The sequence below is a fragment of the Ferruginibacter yonginensis genome (assembly GCF_042651465.1).
In the GTDB taxonomy this organism is placed as follows: Bacteria; Bacteroidota; Bacteroidia; order Chitinophagales; family Chitinophagaceae; genus Ferruginibacter; species Ferruginibacter yonginensis.
Genome location: NZ_JBHSCZ010000001.1, coordinates 697,550 through 722,762, shown reverse-complemented (window position 1 = coordinate 722,762; position 25,213 = coordinate 697,550). Strand labels below are relative to the sequence as shown.

General features: G+C 33.3%; 15 protein-coding genes, 1 tRNA gene and 1 pseudogene. 7 read left to right on the top strand and 10 right to left on the bottom strand.

The window, feature by feature from the left end; genetic code table 11:
• The first annotated feature begins 10 nt into the window (after positions 1 to 10).
• The 5 genes from ACFOWM_RS03100 (at position 11) to ACFOWM_RS03080 (ending at position 5,920) form a co-directional block, all read left to right on the top strand.
• Entirely contained in the window at positions 11 to 1,384 is a 1,374-nt protein-coding gene (locus ACFOWM_RS03100; protein WP_379706931.1) for a 4Fe-4S binding protein, read from the top strand.
• A 19-nt stretch (positions 1,385 to 1,403) separates the two neighbouring features.
• A complete protein-coding gene (locus tag ACFOWM_RS03095; protein WP_379706929.1) occupies positions 1,404 to 2,882 on the top strand; it encodes a cellulose synthase family protein in 1,479 nt (492 codons plus the stop codon).
• Between the two features lie 182 nt (positions 2,883 to 3,064).
• Complete coding sequence (locus ACFOWM_RS03090; RefSeq protein ID WP_379706926.1) at positions 3,065 to 3,946, top strand: hypothetical protein; 882 nt, start codon at positions 3,065 to 3,067, stop codon at positions 3,944 to 3,946.
• Between the two features lie 37 nt (positions 3,947 to 3,983).
• On the top strand, positions 3,984 to 4,940 hold the full coding sequence (locus ACFOWM_RS03085; RefSeq protein WP_379706924.1) for a fasciclin domain-containing protein: 957 nt from the start codon (positions 3,984 to 3,986) through the stop codon (positions 4,938 to 4,940).
• 107 nt (positions 4,941 to 5,047) lie between these two features.
• Positions 5,048 to 5,920, top strand: a complete 873-nt coding sequence (locus ACFOWM_RS03080) for a hypothetical protein (protein WP_379706922.1) — start codon at positions 5,048 to 5,050, stop codon at positions 5,918 to 5,920.
• A gap of 69 nt (positions 5,921 to 5,989) precedes the next feature.
• On the opposite strand, the gene ACFOWM_RS03075 is transcribed toward ACFOWM_RS03080, so the two are convergent.
• The 4 genes from ACFOWM_RS03075 to ACFOWM_RS03060 all read right to left on the bottom strand — a co-directional run bounded on the left by ACFOWM_RS03075 (position 5,990) and on the right by ACFOWM_RS03060 (position 9,033).
• Positions 5,990 to 6,063: transfer RNA gene (locus ACFOWM_RS03075), tRNA-Arg, on the bottom strand.
• 62 nt (positions 6,064 to 6,125) lie between these two features.
• Entirely contained in the window at positions 6,126 to 6,788 is a 663-nt protein-coding gene (locus ACFOWM_RS03070) for a hypothetical protein (RefSeq protein WP_379706919.1), read from the bottom strand.
• A gap of 139 nt (positions 6,789 to 6,927) precedes the next feature.
• Entirely contained in the window at positions 6,928 to 8,040 is a 1,113-nt protein-coding gene (locus tag ACFOWM_RS03065; protein ID WP_379706916.1) for a carboxylate-amine ligase, read from the bottom strand.
• A gap of 36 nt (positions 8,041 to 8,076) precedes the next feature.
• A complete protein-coding gene (locus ACFOWM_RS03060) occupies positions 8,077 to 9,033 on the bottom strand; it encodes an ATP-grasp domain-containing protein (RefSeq protein ID WP_379706913.1) in 957 nt (318 codons plus the stop codon).
• Between the two features lie 135 nt (positions 9,034 to 9,168).
• On the opposite strand from ACFOWM_RS03060, the gene ACFOWM_RS03055 reads away from it, so the two are divergent.
• Positions 9,169 to 9,990 (top strand): alpha/beta hydrolase, encoded by an 822-nt coding sequence (locus ACFOWM_RS03055; protein ID WP_379706911.1) that lies wholly within the window; start codon positions 9,169 to 9,171, stop codon positions 9,988 to 9,990.
• Positions 9,991 to 10,041: 51 nt separating this feature from the next.
• Here ACFOWM_RS03055 and ACFOWM_RS03050 read toward each other — a convergent pair whose 3' ends face one another.
• From ACFOWM_RS03050 to ACFOWM_RS03030, 5 genes and pseudogenes are all read right to left on the bottom strand, one after another.
• Positions 10,042 to 10,740, bottom strand: a complete 699-nt coding sequence (locus ACFOWM_RS03050) for a hypothetical protein (protein ID WP_379706909.1) — start codon at positions 10,738 to 10,740, stop codon at positions 10,042 to 10,044.
• A gap of 19 nt (positions 10,741 to 10,759) precedes the next feature.
• A complete protein-coding gene (locus ACFOWM_RS03045) occupies positions 10,760 to 13,987 on the bottom strand; it encodes a TonB-dependent receptor (protein ID WP_379706907.1) in 3,228 nt (1,075 codons plus the stop codon).
• A gap of 185 nt (positions 13,988 to 14,172) precedes the next feature.
• A pseudogene (locus ACFOWM_RS03040) lies at positions 14,173 to 14,889 on the bottom strand (M12 family metallopeptidase); the annotation flags it as partial.
• Between the two features lie 62 nt (positions 14,890 to 14,951).
• A complete protein-coding gene (locus ACFOWM_RS03035; protein WP_379706905.1) occupies positions 14,952 to 15,377 on the bottom strand; it encodes a hypothetical protein in 426 nt (141 codons plus the stop codon).
• A gap of 152 nt (positions 15,378 to 15,529) precedes the next feature.
• A complete protein-coding gene (locus tag ACFOWM_RS03030; RefSeq protein ID WP_379706902.1) occupies positions 15,530 to 18,943 on the bottom strand; it encodes a TonB-dependent receptor in 3,414 nt (1,137 codons plus the stop codon).
• Between the two features lie 188 nt (positions 18,944 to 19,131).
• Between ACFOWM_RS03030 and ACFOWM_RS03025 the strand changes: the two genes are divergently transcribed.
• A complete protein-coding gene (locus tag ACFOWM_RS03025) occupies positions 19,132 to 20,337 on the top strand; it encodes a bifunctional 3,4-dihydroxy-2-butanone-4-phosphate synthase/GTP cyclohydrolase II (RefSeq protein WP_379706901.1) in 1,206 nt (401 codons plus the stop codon).
• 42 nt (positions 20,338 to 20,379) lie between these two features.
• Here the strand turns inward: ACFOWM_RS03025 and ACFOWM_RS03020 are convergent, their stop codons facing one another.
• A complete protein-coding gene (locus tag ACFOWM_RS03020) occupies positions 20,380 to 25,041 on the bottom strand; it encodes a translocation/assembly module TamB domain-containing protein (RefSeq protein ID WP_379706899.1) in 4,662 nt (1,553 codons plus the stop codon).
• Positions 25,042 to 25,213: the final 172 nt, after the last annotated feature.

Sequence of the window (25,213 nt, the reverse complement as noted above, 5' to 3'; positions counted from 1 at the left end):
ACCAACTAACATGAATTACGATATATCATTATCAGTTGCTAGCCATGCTGAAACTGCTCAATTAAATACCAAAATGAAGGTAGGGGTTGCTTTAATTGTGATAGCTGCTTTTGTGTTAGGCATTGGTTTATTTAATCAATTTTTTCATCCCATTTTATTAGGTGTATTTATAATTACTTTATCTGCTGGCAGTTTATTATACACCAATGGTTTGTATGCTGATAAAACGCCAGGCATAAAAAATAATGGCGTAATGTTTAAAAGCCTCACTAGTAGAGGCTTGTGGGCTTGGGTATTAGGTGTATCGTTAACTGCTTTTTATATTTTATTGTATTGGTATCCTCAATACTTGGGTTTAAATGAAAAGGGCAATACAGGGTTGGTTCGTTTTTTTGATCCATTGAGTTATTTGTTAAGCGGCCATGCAGCTAGCCAATGGTTTGTGTACGGTACTTTATACACTTTAGCTATTTTATTAATGGGCGTAAAATTTATTTATAAAAACATACATAGTAAATACCAAGTTTTACGTACGTTGTCAATAATGTTCTTTCAATTGATTTTGGCATTTTTATTACCTGAAATTTTAGGAGGTTTAAATTTGCCTTATAACGATTTTAAAAACATGTGGCCTCTTAACTATTATTTCTTTCACGATTGGCATATAAAAGAATTGTTAAGCAGTGGTAGTTTTGGAATGTTTGTGTTGGTTTGGGGCATTTTGTTGATAACAGTTATTTCGCCTTTTCTTACTTATTATTTTGGTAAGCGTTGGTATTGTAGTTGGGTTTGTGGTTGTGGTGGTTTGGCAGAAACTGCTGGTGACCCTTTTAGACAGTTATCATCAAAAAAAATGAGTGCTTGGAAGTTAGAAAGAGTAACCATTTATAGTGTGTTAATTTTTGCTGTTGTAATGACCGCATTAGTTATTTACAACTACTTTACAGGCGCTTCAAAAGTATTGTTTTTAGATGCTTATAAAGTAAGAGAATGGTATGGTTTTATAATTGGTGCCGCATTTAGTGGTGTAATAGGTGTTGGTTTTTACCCCATTTTTGGTAGCAGGGTTTGGTGTAGGTTCGGTTGCCCAATGGCTGCAATATTGGGTATTCAACAAAAGTTTTTTAGTAGGTTTAGAATTACTACTAATGGCAGCCAATGCATAAGTTGTGGTAATTGTAGCACATACTGCGAAATGGGTATTGATGTAAGAGCCTATGCACAACGTGGGCAAGATATTGTTCGTAGTAGTTGTGTAGGCTGTGGTGTTTGTAGCGCTGTTTGTCCAAGAGGCGTTTTAAAGCTTGAAAATGGTCCAAAAGAAACGAAGAAATTGGATGGACCAATTCAATATAAAAATGGTGATTTTATAGTAACAAAATAATTATAGATAATTTTACGTGATGAAGATTTTTTTGATGATAGCATTGGTGGTGTATTGCATTACAACATTATTTATTTTTTGCTATACTATTATGCAATTTCACTTAACACTCAATTATATTAAGTGGAATAAAAAAAGAAAGAACATTAATACAGCACCTAATCTTATTACTACTATTGATAAAATGGTTACCATTCAGTTACCACTGTACAATGAACCATATGTAACGGAACGCTTGATAGATGCAGTTTGTGTAATGGATTATCCTGCTCACTTATTAGAAATACAAGTGTTAGATGATAGTAATGATGAAACAGTAGCTATTGCTGATAAAACAGTTGCAAAATGGTTGGCTAAAGGTGTAGATATTAAAGTGGTACGAAGAGAAGATAGGAGTGGTTTTAAAGCAGGTGCACTAAAATACGGTTTAGAAATAGCAAAAGGCGAATACATCGCTATTTTTGATGCAGACTTTATTCCGTCGCCAGACTTTTTGCAAAAAACAGTGCCCGTACTAAATCAAGATGGTATAGGTATGGTACAAACTCGGTGGGGACATACCAATAGAGAATATTCGCTTATCACAAAAGCACAAGCTTTTTGGCTTGAAAATCATTTTAGAATTGAGCAAACGAGCAGAAGTAATTTAAACTTGTTTTTTAATTTTAATGGCACTGCCGGCGTTTGGAAAAAAGAAGCCATTATTGATGCAGGAAACTGGCATGCAGATACGTTAACCGAAGATTTAGATTTAAGTTACAGGGCTCAATTAAAAGGCTGGAAATTTTTATATTTAGAAGATGTAGTATCACCAGCAGAATTACCGCCAACATTAGCTGCATTTAAAAGTCAGCAATTTCGTTGGACCAAAGGCGGAGCCGAAGTTTCAAGAAAAATGATTCCAACTTTATTTAAAGCGAAACAACCATTTGGAGTAAAATTGCATGCTATTGGTCACTTATTAAATTCAGGTGTTTATTTAGCCATTGCATTAAGTGCTTTTTTAAGTTTACCATTATTGTTTATAAAAGATATTTTGCCAGCAGTTAAACCTATCATGACAGTTGGTACTATCTTCTTTACAAATTTTATAGTACTAGCAGTTACCTACAAAGTTGCAACGGCAGATTATTTTAAAAACAAAAGCATTTTTCAATTTGCAAAAATGTTCCAGATATATTTATCAATTACGGCAAGTATGAGTTTTCATAATAGCAAAGCCGTATTGCAAGGTTATTTCGGGAAAAAATCAGCTTTTATTCGTACACCAAAATTCAATGCTGAAAGTAACGGTGTTATTGCGTTACAAAGATTTTCTTCAAACAAAATTTCAAGTGCATTGGTAATGTATTTATTATTGTTTTTGTTATTTACTACTGCGGTTATTTATGGTATAAGTATGCAAAACTTTGGCTTCTTATTATTTCATTTAACATTATCATTAGGGCTAGGTTTACTTTTTTATTTTGAGTTATGTGGGTTGTTAAAAAAATATTAACCTTTTAATTGAATCTTTCAGAAGCTGCATTTAATGCGGCTTTTTTTATGTTTAACATTTTAAAAATAAAGTGAAGTTAAAAAATCCGCTATTGTTATATCATCGTAAGTCTTCATGAAAACACACAAGGTGTTTTATAAAATTTTTCAATTTAAATTTTAAGTTCAAAAAAATTAACATTTATGAAATCAATGAAAATTGCTTTGGCTATTGCTGTTTTATCAGTGCCAGCGTTAGTAAAAGCACAAAGTCCAGTTAACGGCTTTATGCAAGGGAAAGGAAAAGGAAACGTAGTTGTTTCTTACAGTAGTGAAAGCTATGACAAAGTATTTTTAGTGCCTACAAAAGTGGATGGAGTACCAGTTTTTAATAAGGTAACTACTACAAGTGTGAATGTTTACGGTACGTATGGTATCAGCAACAAAGTTGATTTGCAATTGAGTGTTCCATACATCAAATCAAAAGGTGAAGCTTCTGAGCAGGTATTGGCGAACTTAGGTTACACCAACGAAATGAAAGGTTTACAAGATATTTCTTTGTACGCTAAATACAACCCTTACAATTTTAAAATAGGTAAAGGAAACAATATTGCGTTATTAGGTTCAATTGGTTTTCAAGCGCCAATAGGTGATTATAAGGTTGATCAAGGTTTACAATCAATTATTGCTATTGGTAATAGAGCAACACAATTAAACACATTTATTGCTGCTCATTTTAAAGGTAAAAATGGTACTTTTTTAACAGGCACATTGGGTTACAGCATTCGTGGTAATGATGTGCCAAGTGCATTCATTAGCGAATTAAAAGCAGGTTATGCAAACAAACATTTTTATGTTGATGTATTTGCTGCTTCACAATTATCATCAAAAGGTGTTGATATTGTAAACGAAGGTTTTAAAGGTGCATTTCCACTTACTAAAGTAAACTATAACAGAATTGGTATTAACGCTTATGTTCCTGTTGTAAAAGGTTTTGGTATCACTGGTGGTTTTAGTGCTTATGTTGATGGTCGTAACCTTGGCGAAGCTAGTGGTGGTTACGGTGGTGTTGTATATTCTTTCTAATTAAAAATTACATTAAACTCTTTTAAAAATAATAATCATGTTGAAAATAACAAAAATGATGGCAGTAGCTGCAACTGCAGCTGTAATGCTTACAAGTTGTGAAAAATACGATAACGAATTACCAAGTATTGCAGCTATTGCTGTAGCTGGTGCTGATTTTAGTACATTAGAAGCTGCTGCTATTCAAGGTGGTGTTGCGGTAACATTATCAAACAAAAATGCAGGTGATCCTTCTGGTAACTTTACTGTATTTGCTCCAACAAACGCTGCATTTGCTCGTTTAGGATTAGTAGATGCTGGTAGCTTAGGTGTGTTACAAAATAGCTTTTTAACAAACACATTATTGTACCATGTATCAAATGGTAATCTATTAAACAGTGCTTTAACTACTGGTAGTACTTCAGGTTCTGCATTAGGTGGTTTAACTCGTAGAATTATTACAAGAGGTGCTGATAAATATATTAATGGTTCAAAAATTTTAGCTACTGACGTAAAGGCAAGCAACGGTACTGTTCATGTAATTGATAAAGTATTGTTAGCAACTGGTACTAACATTGTTGCATCAGCACAATTATTAAGTACTGCTAAAGTTTTCAAAAACCCTGAATTAACTTTCTTAGTACAGGCGGTTGTTACTTCTGGTTTAGCAACAGTATTATCTGACCCAGCTAGTAACTTTACTATTTATGCACCTACTGATGCAGCATTTAGAGCAGCTGGTTTCCCTAATGTAGCCGCTGTTGCTGCTGCACCACCTGCAGTGTTACAACAAGTATTGTTAAACCATGCTGTAGGTACAGGTCGTTTTACATCTGAACAAACCGGCTTAACTGCAACAACTGCTGGTGGTGGTACACTTACTTATAGCGCATTTAACAACGGTGTATTTACAATTAAAAGTAATGGTATTATGACACCTGCTAATATGGTTATTCCTGATATTCAATGTAGCAATGGTATTGTACATGTAATTGATAGAGTGTTATTACCATAATTATAAACGCACTTTTTATAAAAAAGCCTAGTATTTTGCTAGGCTTTTTTTATCGCAATACTTTGTAAGTTTTTGGGATTAATGAACGTACTAAAAATAAAAAGTACATGTTTAAATTGTTTATTACGCTCACAAATTCGTTCATTATATTTTCAGTTAGTGCGTTATTTGCTCAGTCGCCCATCAGTCCTTTTTTGCAAGGAAAAAATAAAAAATCATTTGTGGTTTCTTATTATGGCGATAGTTATAATCGTTTTTTTTTAGAGAAAAATGCTAACATGAAAACGTTTTCAAATGTTACTACAACAAGTATATCTTTTTTTTCAACTATTGGTTTAAGTGATCATGTAGATTTACAGCTTAACCTACCTTATGTAAAGGCTAAAGGAGTAGTTACCAAAGAAATTGCTGATAATCTTGGATATACAAATGAAGCAAAAGGCATTCAAGATTTTTCTTTTTTCTTTAAATACAATCTTAAGAAATTTTCGTTTAAAAAATCAACTTTACAACTACTTGGTGCATCGGGTTTATCATTTCCATTGGGTAACTATAAATTAAATGATCAATATGAATCGGCTGTAAGTATTGGTAGTAGGAGCATACAGTTAAACAATCTTTTTGTAGTTAATTATAAATGGCATTTTGGGCTATTTGCAATTGGTACTGCTGGTTATAGCATAAAAGGTAATCATGTGCCAGATGCGGCCATTACAGAATTTAAAATTGGTTATGCAGGTAATAGGGTATATTTTGATGTATTTGCAGCCAGACAATCATCTAACAAAAGTGAAGCAGGTGCAAGTGCTTTAAATGAATCAACTTTTCAATTAAGTAATATTAACTACAGTAGAATTGGTGCTAATATTTATGTACCAATTATAAAAAAAGTAGGTGTTGCCGCTGGTTATAATAAATACATAAGTGGATTAAGTAAAGGTATAGAAGGTGGTTATGGTGCCTTGATTTTGAACTTATAAACGATTGGCATTGTTCAGCATGTTTTAATAAAAAAGCCATGAAAAATATTCATGGCTTTTTACTTTTAGTGACCGCGTTAGGATTCAAACCTAAAACCTTCTGATCCGTAGTCAGATGCTCTATTCAGTTGAGCTACGCAGCCTTTTTTATGGATTGCAAATATAAGGAAACTTTTTGTTTGCAACACTATTATCAATATTTTTTTTAATCATTAAAAAACTTATGATTAATTGTAATGGTTTCGCCTTCTTTTACTTCTACAAGTTGCACAAAAACTTTTCCAGAAACTTCAGTAGTAGTTAATCCATTTTTATTATTTGAAATAAGTAAAACAATATATTTATCTGGCGTAACCTTTAAAGTAAAATTGCCTGTTGCATCAGCTATGGCTCTGTTATCGCCTGCTTTTAATTTTAATTGCGATAAAGCTTTTGCTGTTTGTTGATCAAAAACTTCAAATTTTGCATTAGTTTCTGCTTGTAAACTTTGAAGTTTAGCGTTGCGTTCATTCGTTTCAACATTTATTTGTGTTATGGTATTTTGTAACCTTGTATAGGTTGCTTCATATTGTTTTTTCCCTTTTACTACTTTTGCAGAATCATTGTAAATAGTAATAATTCTACCAATATTTGAATTTATTTTGCGGTATTTTTTTGCTAATAAAAAATTTTCCATTGCTTCGTAAAGTGCAACGGCATCACCTTGGTATTTAATGGCGTATGCTTTACTGCCTGCATCAATAAGGCCAACAGCGTTTGCATTTGGGGCATGCGTAATTGTACCGTTAATGCTGGTTTGTGCCTTTAAATGAAAGGGCATACAAAGGCTACATATAATGCCAATTTTTATAAATAATGAACGTAACATCAATGTTATTTTGTTTAATAATGAGCGTAAATAGGTTGCAATAGTAATATAAAAACGCCTGCTCATTTAATAATCAATTGTATTGTACAATTATGATATGAGTAGGCGTTTGATATTGTTGGTATTTTAAAATAAAGTTTTAAAGTCCGAATAAAAAACTGTCATGAATATAGTCAACTACATTAATGAGGCTACCGGTTTCTTCATAAACTTTTAATTGTCTATCGGCACCTGTACCCATTTCAAGCATTTTATGAACGTAACTGATGGCATTACGGCTACCTAAATGCGGAACTACATCGTCTACAAAATCTAACAACTCATAAATTAACACTCTAGTATTTACTTCTGATTCTTTTCCAAAATCAATCATACTACCATCAATACCATAACGACTGGCTCTCCATTTATTTTCGGTGATGAGTCGCCTATTATACATCATAAAGTTGAGATTTTGTGTTCGCAACTTGTACAACTTTGCACAAATAGCTTGAAACAAACCTGCAATAGCAATGGTTTCTTGAGCGGTAAGTGGTATATCGCAAATTCTAAACTCTACTGTATTAAAAAATGGATGTACTCTTAAATCCCACCATATTTTTTTGGCATTATCAATACAGTTGGTTTTAACCAATAGCTTAATGTAGTTATCATATTCTTCAATACTCTCAAAATGATCTGGTATACCTGTTCGTGGGAACTTTTCGAATACTTTGGTTCTAAAACTTTTATAACCAGTTTTACGACCTTCCCAAAAAGGAGAGTTGGTACTTAATGCAAAAATGTGGGGTAAAAAATAACGAGCACTATTTGCAATATGTATGGCCATTTCTCTGGTTTCCATACCTACGTGCACATGTAAACCAAAAACTAAGTTACTTCTTGCAGCTTCTTGTAGCTCATTTACAATTTCACTATACCGGGCATGTTCAGTAATTAATTGGCTTTCCCAATGGCTAAAAGGGTGGGTGCCGCTTGCGCCAATCCATAATCCTAAACTATCAGCAATGCCGCTAATTGTTTTACGTAGCGTACCAACATCCATTAAGGCTTCATCAACATCAGCACAAATATCAGTACCTACTTCTACCACTGCTTGGTGCATTTCGGCCTTAACTTTATCCATGATAATTTTTTGCCCTTCATGTACTATTTTTTGTTCATGACTTTTTAGTTCATGTGTAATAGGGTCAATTACCATGTACTCTTCTTCTACCCCTAATGTAAATTGCTTGTATGAAATATTTGCCATACGCTTTTGTAGGATTTGATGATTGAATGATGATGATTATTTATACAGTGTTTCTTTATTAGCACTGCGTTTAATGTATTCGCCCCAAGTAAGGTTATCAGCACCTTCCACTTGTGCTTGTGCTTTTTCAATTGCAAAAGTTGCTGCTGCTTCCACCACCCAATCAAAGTTTTCTTGTCCTACACTTGCAATATCTGCATCAGGTGCAGGGTTACAAAAATCAATAGCGTATGGAACACCATTGCGTACCGCTAACTCAACAGTATTAAAATCGTATCCTAAAAATTTATTGATTCGTAAAACAATATCTTCCATTTGTTTGTAACGTTCAGGCGATGGACTAAAATCAGCTACATACCTTAAATGGTGAGGATTTCGAGGTTCGTACGGCATAATTTTTACATACTTGCCACCAATACAATAACAACGATAATATTCTTCAAAAATAATTTCTTCTTGTAACATCATTACCAATTGCTCTGTTTCTGCATGTTTTTCAAAAAAATCATCTACATCGGTTAATTTGTAAACACTCTTCCAACCACCACCAGCAAAGGGTTTCATGTATGCAGGGAAGCCTATGTATTTAAAAATGCCATCCCAATCTAACGGATAAGCTAAGTTTTTAAACGATTCTTCTGAAGTATCTGTAGGTAATTCTCTCGATGGTAATATTACCGTTTTAGGTACAGGTACATCAATTTTGGTTGATAAACAGTTATTAAAAAACTTCTCATCCGCACTCCACCAAAATGGGTTGTTGATAACGGCAGTGCCACACAAAGCAGCATTTTTTAAAAAGGCACGATAAAAAGGAACATCTTGTGATATTCTATCAATTATTACAGCGTACCCACTACTTTCACCTTGCATTACTTTATCAATACGAACGGGTTCAGCAATAATACCATCAATTTTTTTACTGTTTACACGTTCTACAAATGCTTCAGGAAAACTTCTTTCTTTACCATGTAGAATTCCGATTTTTTTCATAATAATTTTTTTAAAAGTTTAAGGGACTGCCAATAATTAATACTTACCAAATATATTTTTTAAGCAGCAATAAAACAAATTATGTTTAGTAGCAATTTGAAACTTTTTAAAAGCCTTTTCTTACTTTTGACACTCATGGTTACTAAAGCTACGTTGGATATTAATACAGATAATTTTACGCTACATTCTATTTTTTTAGAAAGAGATGTATTGGTTGATTGCTATTATTCACCCGATTATTTTAATAAAGAGGTTATCAGTTTGTTGTTGGTTAATGATGGTCAAGATTTACGTACCATGCAGTTTCAGCATATTTTAAATGATTTATATGTGCAGCAAAAGATTGAACCCGTTTTTTGTGTGGGTATACACTGTGCACCTGATAGAAAAAATGAATATGGCACTGCCAATATATTAGATTACAAAGGGAGGGGAGCAAAAGCTGCATTATTTACGCAATTTGTAATGCAAGAGTTGATACCTTTTATTAGAAAACAATATGCAATTATATCTTTTAAAGAAAAATCATTTGCTGGTTTTTCATTAGGAGGTTTATGTGCTTTAGATATTGTTTGGAACCACCCCGATGAATTTTTTAAAGTTGGCGTATTTAGCGGCTCATTGTGGTGGAGAGATAAAGACCAAGAAGATCCTGATTTTAATGAAGATGAGCATCGTATTATGCAACGACAAGTAAGGGAAGGAAATTATTATCCATGGTTAAAATTCTTTTTTGAAGTTGGTACACAAGATGAAACTGCTGATAGAAATAACAATGGCGTTATTGATAGTATTGACGATGCTTTGAGCTTGATTGAAACGCTACAACAAAAAGGCTATACTGAAAACGATATTATGTATTATGAGTTACAAGATGGTAAGCATGATGTACCTACTTGGGCGAAAGCTTTTCCAACATTTTTACAATGGGGTTGGGGCATATCAGCAAAAAGTTAGTATAAAAAATGCCATCGTTAACGATGGCATTTTTTATAAAATGTGCTTTTGTTAGCGAACCCTAAAGGCATATATCCAGTTTACATTTCCAATATCTGCTGCAGCACCAGCGGTGTTTGCAGTTAAGTTTATTGAAATGAGTTTACCACTTAACGATGCAGGAATTGTATAAGTTAAGCGTACCAAATAAGTATTATAATTTATACCAGCAATACTTTCATTATTAACAATACTCACATTAAAAGGCGCCACATTTGTTGGGGCAATATTTGTGGTACTTACAGTATTAAGTATATCAGCAGTTGCTGGTGCAAAACCTCTGTATGATTCTTCTGCTCTTTGCATAGGGAACAATGCAGTAGGTGTTATAAATGATGACGGTGGTTGAAAAAATCTGAAATTGATTCTTCTTTTTGCAATAGCACTATCATCACCTTTTAAATAACCTACAATATTGATAACATCGCCAACATTATAAATAGTTGGTTTATTTACAGTGGCCACAGTATCATAGGTTAGTAGTTTTCTAAATTTATTATAAGACGATGGTAATAGCCCAGCAGGTAAATATGGTAATGTTGATGAATCAATCACAAATGCAGCTTGTACCCTGTTATTTAATGTTAAGTATGAAGCAGCTGATGTGGTAGTATTTGCAGCACCATTAATATTAGTATCAAATTTTTTACAGCTTGTTGTAACCGCTGCTACAGCGGCTACAACAAATGCATATTTTAAAATATTTTTCATGTACTTTTTAGTTTAAATTTTAGTTGAATAAATAACGAACACCAATTTGCATTTGCCAACGAGAGTCAATACCAGTATTATCTCTATAAGTACTAGTTAATGGCACTTGGTTGGTATTATCTAAGTAAGGGAATGAAAACACCGGCTTACCATCTGTATTAACACCAACATAGTTTAATGGAGAAGTTCTGTTGAATGATTTGGTTACGCCCCATTGCTTATTGATTAAATTACCCACGTTAAATATATCAACCGTTACACGAATGGTATGGCGATTTTTATCTTTAGAGTCGTAATAAAAATCTTGTGTGAAATTCATATTCAATTTTTTGAAATAAGGCGCTAATGCACCGTTTCTTTCAACTACTTGGCCACGACGTTTGCTTAAATAAGGATCTTGGCTGATGTAATTATTTAATTGAGCCCAAATTTGTGCAATTGAACGTGGGTCAGCTGTACTTGCTTTTACCAATACTATTTCAGATTGATCTTTTGGTACATACATTAAATCGTTACTTGTTTGTCCGTCTCCATTAATATCGCCATTGTATACATACGATGCAGTACCATTTGCAGCTGCTTCAAATGTAAAGCCGATAGATGTTGCAAAGTATTTTGCATATTCTTTTCTGTAGGTAGCGTATGCAATTACTCTATGAGGTTGGTAAAAGTTGGCATAACCTAATTCATCCGTATTTGGGTCGCCTTTTACAGGTCTGTCTCTCCAGTTACTTTGTGCAATAGAGCCACCATCATTAATTGTTTTTGCTTGGCTGTAGGTATATGCAATACTACCAGTAAAATTCTTTGCTGTTTTTTGAACTTGTAACGTGGCGAAATAACCATAACCTTTGTTACTATTTTTCATTAAAATAGCATCACTAATATTTGGGTTACTTAATGTTGCACCACCTGTACCAGCATAAATTTGAGGGCTGTTGTATCTAACACGTGGGTCAGCACCTGCAAATCGAATACCATTGTATGGTAAGTTGATGTTTTGGAAGTACACCGCATTTACATCTTTATTATAAGTACCTTCTACAGTAACCGTCCAGTTATTTGGTAATTTTTGATCAATACCAATACTAGCTTTTAAGTTTTGTGGGTATCTAAAATCTTTATCGGTTACTGCAATGTTGTAACTTGTTGAAAGCAACCCTGGGCCTGGTCTAAACGCATTAGGGTCAGGAGAAAATGGAAGATTTGCAGCGGAACCATTACCTAATGCAAATGAACCAAATTGAACGCCATTGTTACCTGCTTGGTTACTAATCCATACAAATGGGGGAGGACCAGCAAATAAACCTACACCACCTCTAATTTGTGTTTTTTTGTCGTTGTTAATATCCCAATTAAATCCAACTCTTGGGCTTATTAAAGCTCTTGTAGGCGGTTTTAAACCAACATCAACTTTTAAACCATCACGAAAGCTCAATGCTTTTAAACTGTCATTGGTTGCAAACTTGTTATCAAACGTTGGAATATCAGCACGTACACCATAGGTAACTGTAAGGTTAGGTTTTACTCTCCACTTATCTTGTGCAAAAAAGCCTAACTCCAATGCGCCAATTTCAGCAAATGGGAACGAACCATCTTTTGTTGATGCATATGATAATCGTTGAATAGTAGCCAATTGGGTACCTGGTTGCGATGCAGATATATAAGGGTTATTTGCTGAAGCATAAAAATCGGCCAACGTATTAAACCTAAAGTAACCTTGGTAATTAGGTGCAAATCCGTTTTGAAATTTCTTGATGTAGTTTTGCGTACCAACGGTTATTTCGTGTGAACCTTCATATCGAGTATAAATATCAGAGAATTGGAAAATATCTGAATTTAATTTGTTGTTATACGTAAAAGGTTCGTAACCAAAAGAAGTATACGTAGCCCCTTGTCCGTTTAAAATATCCACTAAAGGAAAATCTTTACCTTTTGCTAATGGCGCTCTAAAATCTCTCAAAGCTGTAAATCCAATTTGTAGTTTATTGTTGGCTTTGTTACTAAAACGGGTGTTTAATTCACCAATAAAAATATTAAAGTTGTTATTGATGGTATAACCGTTACCACTAAATGGCATACCTGTTACACTTGGTTGGCGACTACCCTGAGCACCACTGTTACTAGCTGGTAAATCTCTTAATGATTCTAAGAAGTTGTACTTGATGGTGAAAGTATTTTTGCTGTTGATGTTCCAATCTAAACGAACAGTAGCTTTTTTACTTTCAGTACGGTAGTTATAGTTATCGTAAGTACCTGGGTCGTAACCAAACTTGCTTATTAAAAATGCTTTTAACGCATCTAAATCAGTTGTGGTAGCTTGTGAAATACTGGTTCCGTTTGAGGTTTCACCTGGTTTTGCTGCTCTCCAAGTTGGTGAACCAGGCAATGAAATTTTTTCTTGCTCATAGCTACCAAAAAAGAATACTTTATTTTTTAAAATGGGGCCACCAATAGAAGCACCAAATTGATTATAGTCAATAGGTGTTTTTACAGCAGTAACTGTATTTACCTTATAACCTTGTGAGTTTTCTGAACGGAAGAAGTTGTAAACCGAGCCTTTAAATTTATTAGTACCGCTTCTTGTAACGCTATTAATTCCTGCGCCACTAAAACTACCTTGACGAACGTCGTACGGAGAAATATTCACTTGAATTTGTTCAATGGCATCAATGCTGATAGGTTGTGAATTGGTTTGTCCGCCTAAAGTACCACTTAACCCAAAGGCATTGTTAAAGTTAGCACCATCAACAGTTAAATTGTTGTAAGATGAGCTTACGCCACCAAAACTTAACCCGTTTGATGACGGTGATAGTTTTGTAAAATCTTGTAAACTTCTGCTAATAGTTGGTAAACGCTCAATTTGAGAACGGGTAACTACTTCTTGACTACCAGTACGGTTGTTGTTAAACACTTTATCTTGCCTACTACCGCTAACCACTACTGTTGCTAACTCTTTAGATTCAATTGCTAAAGAAAAATCAGCATTGTACACTTGCCCTAGAGTAAGAAAAACATTTTCTTTTACTTGTTCTTTATAACCAACATTGGTTATTTTAATGATGTATGGACCGCCAACCCTTAGGTTTGATAAGTTGTAGCGTCCATCTTTACGGGTGTTTACGGTGTAAACAGTACCAGTTGGCTGATGCGTAGCCTGCACTGTGGCACTTGCAACGGCCACGTTTCCATTTTTCACTGTTCCTTGAATTTCTGATGTAGTTTCTTGTGCAAAAACAAAAGACATACAGCATGAAAAAATCAAGCTCAAGAGTAATTTACATTTCATCTGTTAGATAGTTTTTATTTAGCTGCAAAGGTCTGTTCTATTTTTTTTCTTTTTTGATAATTCATGTTATGCAATTATGAAATGTTATTGAAAACAAAAAAGCCGTTTCAATTGAGAAACGGCTTTTTTATTTTTCGTAAATATTATCTAAAAAATACATTTCGAGGAATAAAACTTTTGTGATTATCTCTTTTCACATCACCAAATTCTGAATAATAATCACTTATAGCTACCCCAGCTTGTAATAAAATCTCCGAAGTTCCAGCAGGTACATAAGAGCTTCCATTTTCCAATATTGTTTCAGGCGCATTCGGGTAAGTGAATCTGTAAATTTCGAGTGTATAATCAAAATATTTATTTGAGCTAGTTACAAAAGGAATCGTGCAAGCAGCATCTGAATATAATCTTACATATACATCGGCTTCTTGATAAATTTGATCCCAAGAAGAACCATACTCATTATTATTTACTGTGATATTTTGTTCTATCCTTACAAAAGGAGGACCATAAATTAATGCTGTTGTTTCGACATCTCCAACTGAAAGTAAAACCCTGTTGGAGAAAAAAGTTGAACCATTTAACCTAGTAATTGTTGGATTACCATTTGCTGAAAAAGCATAAGAATCATATAGCATAATTGAATTAAAATCAAAAGGTCCAATTTGGCTACCAGGTAAATTGGATTGAGCATATGTTTGAAATTGATATGCTACATTTTGACCAGGTATCAGATTGTTCCAGTTTATTATTATGCTATCATCTCTATCTGTTCTGCTTTGTTCATGATAAAAACCAATGGCATGACCTATCTCATGAATAACTGTACCTGTAGTAAAACCACTTTCTAAATTTATTATTTGTTGTCCGCCTTTTTTTCAGACAAAATCAAAATAAAAGCCGTAACCAGTTAATCCTTTTCTTATCAAAATATAATTACTGTTAGATTGTATTGTAGGTAATTGATAGAATGTAAAGATGTTTTATTCAAATAGTCTGACATTGCATTATTTATTGAATTTATTTCATTTGTGGTAAAACCACTACCAATGATATAATTTACTTGGCCATTTGGCCAATGATTATCTAATGTAGGGCGAAATGTTCTGCCAACAGTATTTGAGATAATTTTTAAAGAATCAAAAGTTTTTTGGTCAAATGCTATATCACCTAGCCAAACATACCTATCCAATTTTTTTTCTACAAATATCTCAGTTCCATTATAAAATACTTTGAACATTTCCCCATTTATATTGGGATATGCAACTTCAGTTTTTTTAATTTTAGAAGATTCGTCAACATTAATATCTAAGTGGTGTTCATTTTTTTTACATGATTGGATAATGAACAAGATTAAAAAAATGCAGAGTAATTTAAGGGTGTTATTTTTTTCATGAGTATAATTTTTATAAAAATATTTAGAAATAATGAATTTAATACATTATGAAATTATTAAAAAAGCCGCTTCTAAGTAGAAGCGGCTTTTTTAATAATGAAGTGTTTTTAAAAAGTATATCTAATTGTTACCTGACCGTTCCAACGGCTACTGTTAAAAGTATTTACGCCGTCACTTATTGTACCAACTTTATTTGCTGGTTTAAAGTATTGGAATGTAGGTGTATTAGTTGCAGGTGTATTAGTTAACCCTCTGAAATTTAACAATGCAAATTGGTCATTAGTTAAGAAGTATTGTCTACCGGCATTTTTATTTAAAAGGTTAGTAAAGTTTGAAATATCTAATCTTACAGATAATGTATGATTTACTTTACCAGATTTTACCATAAAATCTTGTTGAATAGCAGCATCAAGAATATTTGTAAATGGTAACCTAGCACCATTTCTTGCAGCATACCCACCTCTGTTTTTGCTCAAATATTTATCATTTTGAATAAATGCTTCGAAATCATCTTTTTGTTGAGCAATATCAGCAGCATTCGCTGTTGGGGTTGCAGCAGCACCTGTAAGTCTTGTTACAAATACCATAGATTCAATTTCAGCTCTATTTCTTGGAATATAAGCTAAATCGTTACCTGATGCAATATCGCCAACAAAATTGTTACCATTATAAACATAACTATATGGGTTACCAGATTGGCCATTGTATACCAAACTTATTGTAGTAGCCATATGTTTGTTAGCATAAGTGAATTTTTTAGATGCGTATGCAAAAATTCTATGTTTTAAATCATAGTCAGAAGTAGAAAGTCTAACAAAGTTTCTACCAATAACACTTTCAGCTCCAAATCTCCAGTTAGATAAATTAACAGAGCTAGTACCTTCATTATTTACTAATGAGTTACCGTAGGTGTATGAAGCATTAAAACTGAAACCAGTTTTTGTTTGTTTGTCAATACTCGTGGTAAAGTTATAAGCATATCCTTTTTTACCATCAGTATTTTGAATTAAGATAACTGAGTTGTAAGGGTTAGCTTGTACAGAACCAACTGCACCAGGTCTGTAACTTAATTTGATAGTATTTAAGTTACCATTTGTTGAATAAACGGTTCTATTATCTGCTCCAGATAAAACGGTTGAAGGATTAATGATGTTTACGTTTCTCCAATCTACTTCATTAATATTTTTAGTAAATAAACCATCTACACTTAACGTCCAACCTTTATTAAATTTCTTATCAAAACCTAAAGCAATTTTGTAAGAAGATGGAAGTTTGAAATTTTTAGCAATCAAGTTCATATCACCTTGTGGCGTTAAAGCTGTTGGCGATAAACCAAAATCAACTTGGTTGTATTGATTTGCAACGTCTGGTCTAAATGGTAATGGAGCACCGTTAAATAAAACTGGTGTAACAGTAGTAACACCACCGGCAGTAGTAGAGGTACTATTTTGTGAAACAGCACCAATTGTTACACCATTATTTTGGTATAAACCACCTGGCCATACCAATGGAGTTCTACCAGTAAATACTCCAATACCACCTCTAACAATTAAGTTTTCTTCAGGAATTTCATATTTGAAACCTAAACGAGGTGAAATTTGCCATGATGGTTGAAATTTTTGACCCGATCTTGCTCCTTTTAAATCGTAATTGGCTGCAATTACAGGTAATGCTCTATTTTCAAAGAATGTATCTAATGGAACGGCAGTATTAAACTGTGTTTTATCACCTCTAACACCTAATGTTAAAATGAAGTTGTTAGTAATTTTAATGTCATCGTTTACAAAGAAACCAATTCTTACCGATTTAAAATTAGCAGCAGCATTTACATTTAAATCACCTGCCTTATTACCTGGGTCAACTAATGAGTAACCTCTTGTATAACCCGTAGCTCCTGCATTTGTTAAAAATGCTTGTAATGGGTTTGTTTGGTTTGGAGTAGCACCAATAAAATTATAGTTATAAGTACCAAAACTGTTATTGATGAATAAATTGTATGATTTATTAAAGTCTAAATCCGCACCTGCACTTAATGAGTGTTTACCTATATAATATTTAGCAACATCATATATATTAAAAATTTGTTGCTTTAATAAATTTGCTGAAGAAGCTGGTTCTGAACCAAAGTTGATAGATGGACCACCGTTAAATGCAGCAATTGATACCCTAGGGAATGGGTTACCAGTAATATCTCTATCATCATTTACATCAGTAATAGAAAATCTAATTTTATTGTTGAGTTTGTTGTTAAACTTAGTGTTTAATTCAATATTACCAGAATGTGTTACATTAGGGAAGTATTCTGCTCCATTTACAAAGTTGATAGATGTTTGACTACTTCTACCAGGGTTTGTACGCTCAGCCTTTGTATATCTATAACTTGCCGTTAATTTATTTTTTGATGATAAGTTAAAGTCAAACCTTGTATTTAAGTTTGTTCTTTGGATAATATCTGCATTATTTAAATAATCTCCAGGATCATATCCATAAGTTGATTTTAGATGATCTGTTATTCTCTTTACTGAATCTACAATATTGTATCTAATAGTACCGTTAGCATTCAATATATTTTGAGGTGTAAAAGGTTGAGGTCTACTATCATCTTGCTTTTCTGCGTTAATAAAGAAGAAAGCTTTATTTTTAATGATTGGACCACCTATAGTAAAACCATAAGTTTTGTTACTATAATTAGTTAATTTAGTTCTTAAACTATCAGCAACGGCAGGCGTTTTACCAGATAAATCTTGATTTCTGAAAATATAATACGCAGAACCATGAAAAGTGTTAGAACCTGATTTTGTAATAGCATTAATAGAACCACCAGTGAAATTACCAGCAGATGCATCAAAATCAGATACTTTAACCACTAATTGATCAACAGCATCAATACTAATTGGCGGTGTACCTGCTCTACCACCATTTGTGCCTTGATCGCTCAAACCAAAAACATCGTTATTTACTGCTCCATCAATTAAGAAAGAGTTGTAACGGTTGTTTTGACCACCCAAAGAAATACCTCCATTTGCAGTAATTTTAGCTTGAGGTGTAAATCTGATATAATCGTTTAAATTTCTACCAACTGTTGGTACATTGGTTAATCTATCTCTACCAATTGTAGTTTCCGTACCAGTTTTAGATTGGTTAGATTTAGTAGTAGAAACAACAACAGTGGTTAAATCAGTTGTTTTATTTACTAGAGAAAAATCAATTCTTTGTGTTTCACCTAATGTTAAATAGATATCTTCCTTAGTGATAACATCAAAGCCAGAAAAGCTTGTGATTACTTTATAAGGACCACCAGTGTTCATGTTTCCAATATCATATCTACCACCTGATCTTGAAATTGCTGTATAAACAGTACCAGTAGGCAAATGCGTTGCAACAATTGTTGCACCTACTAAAGCATTAGTATTTCCTGTTTTTACAACCCCAGAAATACTACTCGTAGTTACCTGCGCATTTGTACTAAAACTGATGACAAAAAACGCAATAACAAAAGGAATGATTTTTTTAAAATTCATATTGTTTTTGTTTAAGCCGCAAAGAAACTAAATCTTTACCGAATAACCTGCACTTTTATTAACAAGTTATTATGATTTTACCCTTTTTTACGGATGTTGCAGGCTTTAACTACAGCCATTTTTCGAAAAACGAAATCTTTATCGCTTTCATTTGATTACTCAATAACTTTGCACTAAATTTTATTTAAATGCTCCACACCATAGAAGAAGCCATTGAAGATATTAAGGCTGGTAAATTAATTATAGTTGTTGATGATGAAGACAGGGAAAATGAAGGTGATTTTGTAACCGCTGCTCGTAATGTTACCCCCGAAGTAGTGAATTTTATGAGTACCCATGGCAGGGGTTTAATATGTGCAGCTATTACAGAGCAACGTTGCGAAGAGTTACGCCTTAAACCAATGGTTACAGATAACACCTCTTTACATGAAACCGCTTTCACCGTTAGTATTGATTTAATTGGTGATGGTTGTACAACTGGTATATCAGCACATGATCGTTCAAAAACCATATTATCACTCATAAACCCAAATACAAAACCGGAAGATTTAGGTAGGCCCGGACATATTTTCCCACTAAAAGCTAAAAATAGTGGTGTATTACGTAGGGCTGGTCACACCGAAGCAACGATTGATTTAGCTGTTTTGGCAGGTTTTGAGCCGGCTGGTGCTTTGGTTGAAATTATGAATGAAGATGGTAGTATGGCTCGTTTGCCCCAATTATTAGAAATTGCTGCAAAGTTTGATTTAAAAATTATTTCCATAAAAGATTTAATTGCTTACCGTTTAAAGCATGAAAGTTTAATAGAGCAAGAAGTAGCCGTACAAATGCCTACCAAATATGGTAATTTTGAATTAATAGCTTTTACGCAAACCAACACCGGCGATGTGCATTTGGCTTTAAAAAAGGGTGAATGGAAAAAAGATGAACCCGTATTAGTAAGGGTACATAGTAGCTGTGTAACTGGCGATATTTTAGGTTCATTGCGTTGCGATTGCGGTGAACAATTACACCATGCATTGCAGTTAATTGAAAAAGAGGGAAAAGGATTGGTATTATATATGAACCAAGAGGGCAGGGGAATTGGGTTGTTAAATAAGTTAAAAGCCTATAAGTTGCAAGAACAAGGTAGAGATACTGTAGAAGCTAATTTAGAATTAGGTTTTGCAAGCGACCAAAGGGATTATGGCGTAGGTGCTCAAATTTTAAGGGCGTTGGATGTTACTAAAATTAAATTAATGAGTAACAACCCACGTAAAAGAGCTGGTTTATTAGGCTACGGTTTAGAAATTGTTGATACTGTTCCTATTGAAATAAAGCCTAATACACACAACGAAAAATATTTGTTTACAAAAAGAGATAAATTAGGCCATGATATTTTAAATGGTCTTTAATTTAAAAAAGGAGTTACGTTTTGTAACTCCTTTTTTAATCATTTATATCTTCTTTTTTGGGGCGTATCTTATGGAATCGAGTTGGGCAATTTTCTTTTTACTTCTAAAAATATCACCTAACCTATCAACATCTTTACGGTAACTCAACTGCACACCAGAGCGGTTGCGCTGGCCTGTTGTAAAATCAATGGTCGTTCGGTTAAAACCAACTACTCTTAATGATCCATCTTTATTAATTAACCATTCAAGCGAAATATCTGGCGTAATAACACCTTTACTATATAACTGCGTAACGGGGTTATTATAATCAATATTACCCCCTACTAAAAGTTGTAAATTTTGACTTATCTTGAACTTAAGACTAGAGCGTACATTGGCTTGTAACTGGTTGGCTTGTTGTAAATTTAATGAAGGGTTTACATCAATTAAAACTGAAACAATACCTTTAGTGGCTTTTTCCAATGCCTTACTCAATGTACTGGTTAACCATGCACTAACGGCACCACCAATTGTACTTGTAGCTAACGCTAGCGTACTGTTGCCGGTAAGGAAAGCTTGGTTTGTACTAATAAATTGGTTGAACAACAACATACTGGCCACTTGTTTGTTCATTTCATTTTCATCATTTTTAAAATCGGCCAAACGTTTGGTCACATAAAAATCACGGTTAAACTCACTACGTTCAGGTAATTGAAATTCAAAATTGATGATAGGTTTTTTGAGGTTACCTGTAATGTTTGATTTTATCAAAATATCTTCTTGTTGGCGAACATTACTTAACGAAGTGATGCTACTAATATCAACATTTTTTGCAAGGTACTCAGCTTCCATATCAATAATAGCAAGGAATGGATCACCGTTCCAAGTAATGGAACCTTTTTTGAGTGTAAAAGGTTTTTTTAGGAAGGTTTGAAAGTTGAATGTGTATTCGCCTTTAGTTAAATCGTACCTGCCCCTCATGGTAAGCGGTTCTTTGGTGCCTACTCTAATATTTAATTGTCCGTTACCTTCACCTTTAATAACATCCCCCGTTTCTTCATCTAAAATAACATCTATTTTACATGATGGTGAGGCAGTAACATCTAACTCAACTACCAAATTAGTAGCATCTTTACCAGAAGGGTCGTTATCAACCAACGAACCAAATTGAATAAACTCAATATAATCTACTACATTACTTTCTTTTGATGAGCCTGTTGGTAAATAAATGTGACTACTATCAGTAGCACTTGGTTCACCATCAATATTCATTTTCATGTTGGTGATACCACCATTTAACGACATGTTACCTCTACCTATAACATTACCATAAAATTGGCTGTTATCTTTTTTAGTGGTATTCAGTAAAATTATTTTTGGTGAGGTAAACCGAACGTTTTCAAAATTAAAATCTTTAAAGAAATGGTGGTACATTTTACCACTTACCGTACCAATGTTACCAAGGGTATCTCTAACCGTCATGGTGCCAATATCCAACACATCTTTACCAAACTTTATTACATGTTGGTTAAAGTTATACCGAACTTGTGTATATGCTACTTTAAAACTTCCACCTGTTATGTTAGCATCACCAATAATGGTTAAGTTTTTATTTTCACTATTAATTTCTATGATACCATTAGCAATACCTTTCAAATCACTAAAAATGGTACTAAGGTATGGTTGTAAAATATCAATATTTAATTTACGGGCTAGGGTTTTTATTTTTAAATTATTACCTGTGCTATCTTTAAAATTGTAAAAACCATTTACAGCAAAATCAAATTCTTTTTCAGCTGCATCGGCTTTAAAATTGATAAGTCCTGTTTGTAAATTAGCATCGGCTTCGGTATTAATGGTACCTACATATTTATTATTGAATTGAAAACTATCAGCCCTTCCTTTAAAATTAAAACTGGTTTTACCAAAAATATCATTGGCAGTGGCAGTGCCGGTTACATAGCCTTTTAAACTAGGATTGTTACCTATTAAAAAGGCAAAATCATCAATAGCAACATTGCTCAATTTGGCTACCAAATGTGTATCACTATTTTCTTCTGATAGTTCAGTTGATATCACAATTTCTTGATTGCCTTGTGTAAATTTTACTTCGTTGGCGTCAATAAAATTTTTGCGTAGGGTAAGTTCACCATCTTTATCAAGCGACCATTTTTTGTTATTTATTACAAATGATGATGGAAAGAAATGAATTTTTATACCATCATCTAAAGTTTGTACGGTGGCATTTAATTCAGCATCGCCAAAAATGCGGCTGGCGCTGGTATTTAATTTTATGAGTGATACATTATTACTAGCAGCTACTCTTAATTTTGAAAAGGGTAAATGTAAGCTATCGTTAATAGCAATATCTTCAATTGCTATATCATTAATGAGTGAATCTTTATTGCCTTGGCCTTTTAAAACTGTATTCGTAAAAACCTTACCGTCGTAACTGAATTGTGGTACAGTAACGTTTAAAGCCATGTCGTAATTTTGTAAATTGAAACGACCGTTAATAGCTGCATTATTAAAACCGCCTAATTTTTTGTCAATTAAATTAATAAAAGGATCAACGTTATATGTTTTGATATTAAACTCAAAATCTTGGGTACTTTTTACAATATAATTAGGTGCTTTTATATAAGTAGGGTAGTATTTGGCTAATAAAACCCTTACAGCATCAGGCAATTCCTTTATTTTAAAATTACCTACTACGCTGGCATCAATTTCATTTGATGATAGGGATAATGATTTTTTACCGCCTACTAATTCAGATGTCACCGTAAGTGAATCAAACGATAAATTGTTACCATTGTGCAACAAACCAGCATTGGTAATTTTTGCGGTACCTAAAAAGTCATCAATGTTGAGCCCAGTAAAATTCAAATCTAAATTGCCGTTAAATGAAAAATCGTCTTGGGTAAGACGAAGGTTTTTTAAGTTGGCTTTTTTTACAAATGCTTGCAATGCAAAACCTGGTTTTTTGGGATCCAAGTTAAGGGCACCATCTAAATTCGGTATTTGTAAATTTGGATCGTTAATTGAAAGGTGACCAACAAACAGTTTCTTTTCAAAATCGCCATCTATTTCAATATTTTTATAATTGTAATTGCCTAAACCAATAGATGCTACATTGCCGGTTACTTTGGCTTTTATGTTGTTAACATCAAAACCTGAGCCTACCACTTTTGCATTTAATGCAACTGAACCTAAAAACGGGCTTTTTATAAAACTACCAATATTAAAATTAGTGCTGCTAATACTACCTGAGTAAGCAGGCGTTTTGTTTTCGGGTATTTTCATGTTTACATCGGCTGTAATATTACCTAATGCTGAATTGAAAGTACCATATGCTACAAAATCTCTTATAAAACCAGTGAAATTACCTGTAAAACGAATGTTGCCCAATTTGGCGATAGCTGGGTTTTGTACCGATTTTAAACTGGGTACAATGGTAACCATATCGCTATAGCTTGTTTGTAATTGTTTTGATTGAAAATCAATAAAAGTGGCTTCAATATCAGGCAATCCCCTCATGGCAATATTACCTTGAAGTATGGTATTACCTGTTTTAATGGTCATGTTTGCGGCGCTAAAGTTATCAAGCGGTCCCTTTGCATCGCCTTCTAAAATGATGTTTCGTTTCCAAGTTTTTAAGGCTGGTGCAAATATGGCCAAATCATCACTATGTATATTACTTTCTTTAAAATGGGCTATTAGTGAAACGTTATGCAAAAAGCTGCTAAAATCTTCATTAAAGCTTTCGTATTTCATGGCGTAATAATCTCGTAACCTGCTTTTATTGGTCATTAAATCGAGGTTATTAAACTCCATCATTTCTGGCGTTAGCTTCATGTAACTTTCTAACTTCTTAATGGCTAAACCACTGCGTTCACTTGCATTTAGGTTGATATTGGCTGATAATGTATCACGAAAAAAGTGTAAATTATTGATAGTGCCATTAATGTTACTGAAGTATAAATGCTTTCCATCGAACCGATCAACATAAGCAGGTTCTTCTGTTTGTTTATCATTTTTAAAAGCGCCATCGTTTACTTCAAATCTATTCACTTTTATATCCCAACCTTCATTATTCCATTTAAATGCACCAATTACAGGTATTTTCTCCATAACTGGTTGCATGTTAGGCAAAGGTGGGCGCTTACCTTCGTAATCATTTTGTGAAAAGAAAGGTTTATTTAAAAAAACTCTTTTTACGATTACTTTTTTGTTTTTAAGATCTACCAATTCCATCTCAACATCAAGCTTACCTAAGCTAGCTATCATATCTTGCCCAATCCACCCATCAATTTTATTAAACCTTATGTTGTTAAAATGTAATTCGTTTAAGTCAATAGCCACATCATCGCCACCCGATTTTTTTGTTTTTTTAGGACTAGAAAAATAATCAACCAAAAATTGATAGTTCCAAACGCTATCAGTACGTTTCATGTTTACCAAAGCATCATCTAAACCAAGGTTACTAATTTTGATTTTATCTTTAAAGAAAAACCAATCGTTAACACTAGCACTAGCCGTACCTGCGTACAATAGGGTATCTTTCTTTAAATCTTCAACATACAAACCTTTTAAAAGTACTTTGTTATAAAAGCGTACATCAACGCCTTTTATGCTCACTTTTGTATGTAACTCTTTAGAAAGTTTGGTTGTAATTTTTTGGGCTAAATAAGTTTGTACCGCAGGTAAATGAAGTATACCATACAATATTAGAATCAGTAAAAAGATACCGATTACAATTCGCCCTAATATTTTAAAAAATTTACGCAGATGGTGTAAGTTATTTGTAAAATTAATCAATCAACACCTAACTACAATTTCCTTACCATAATTTATCAATAATAAAAATAATATTACAATTGCATTAAGGTTTTGTAAA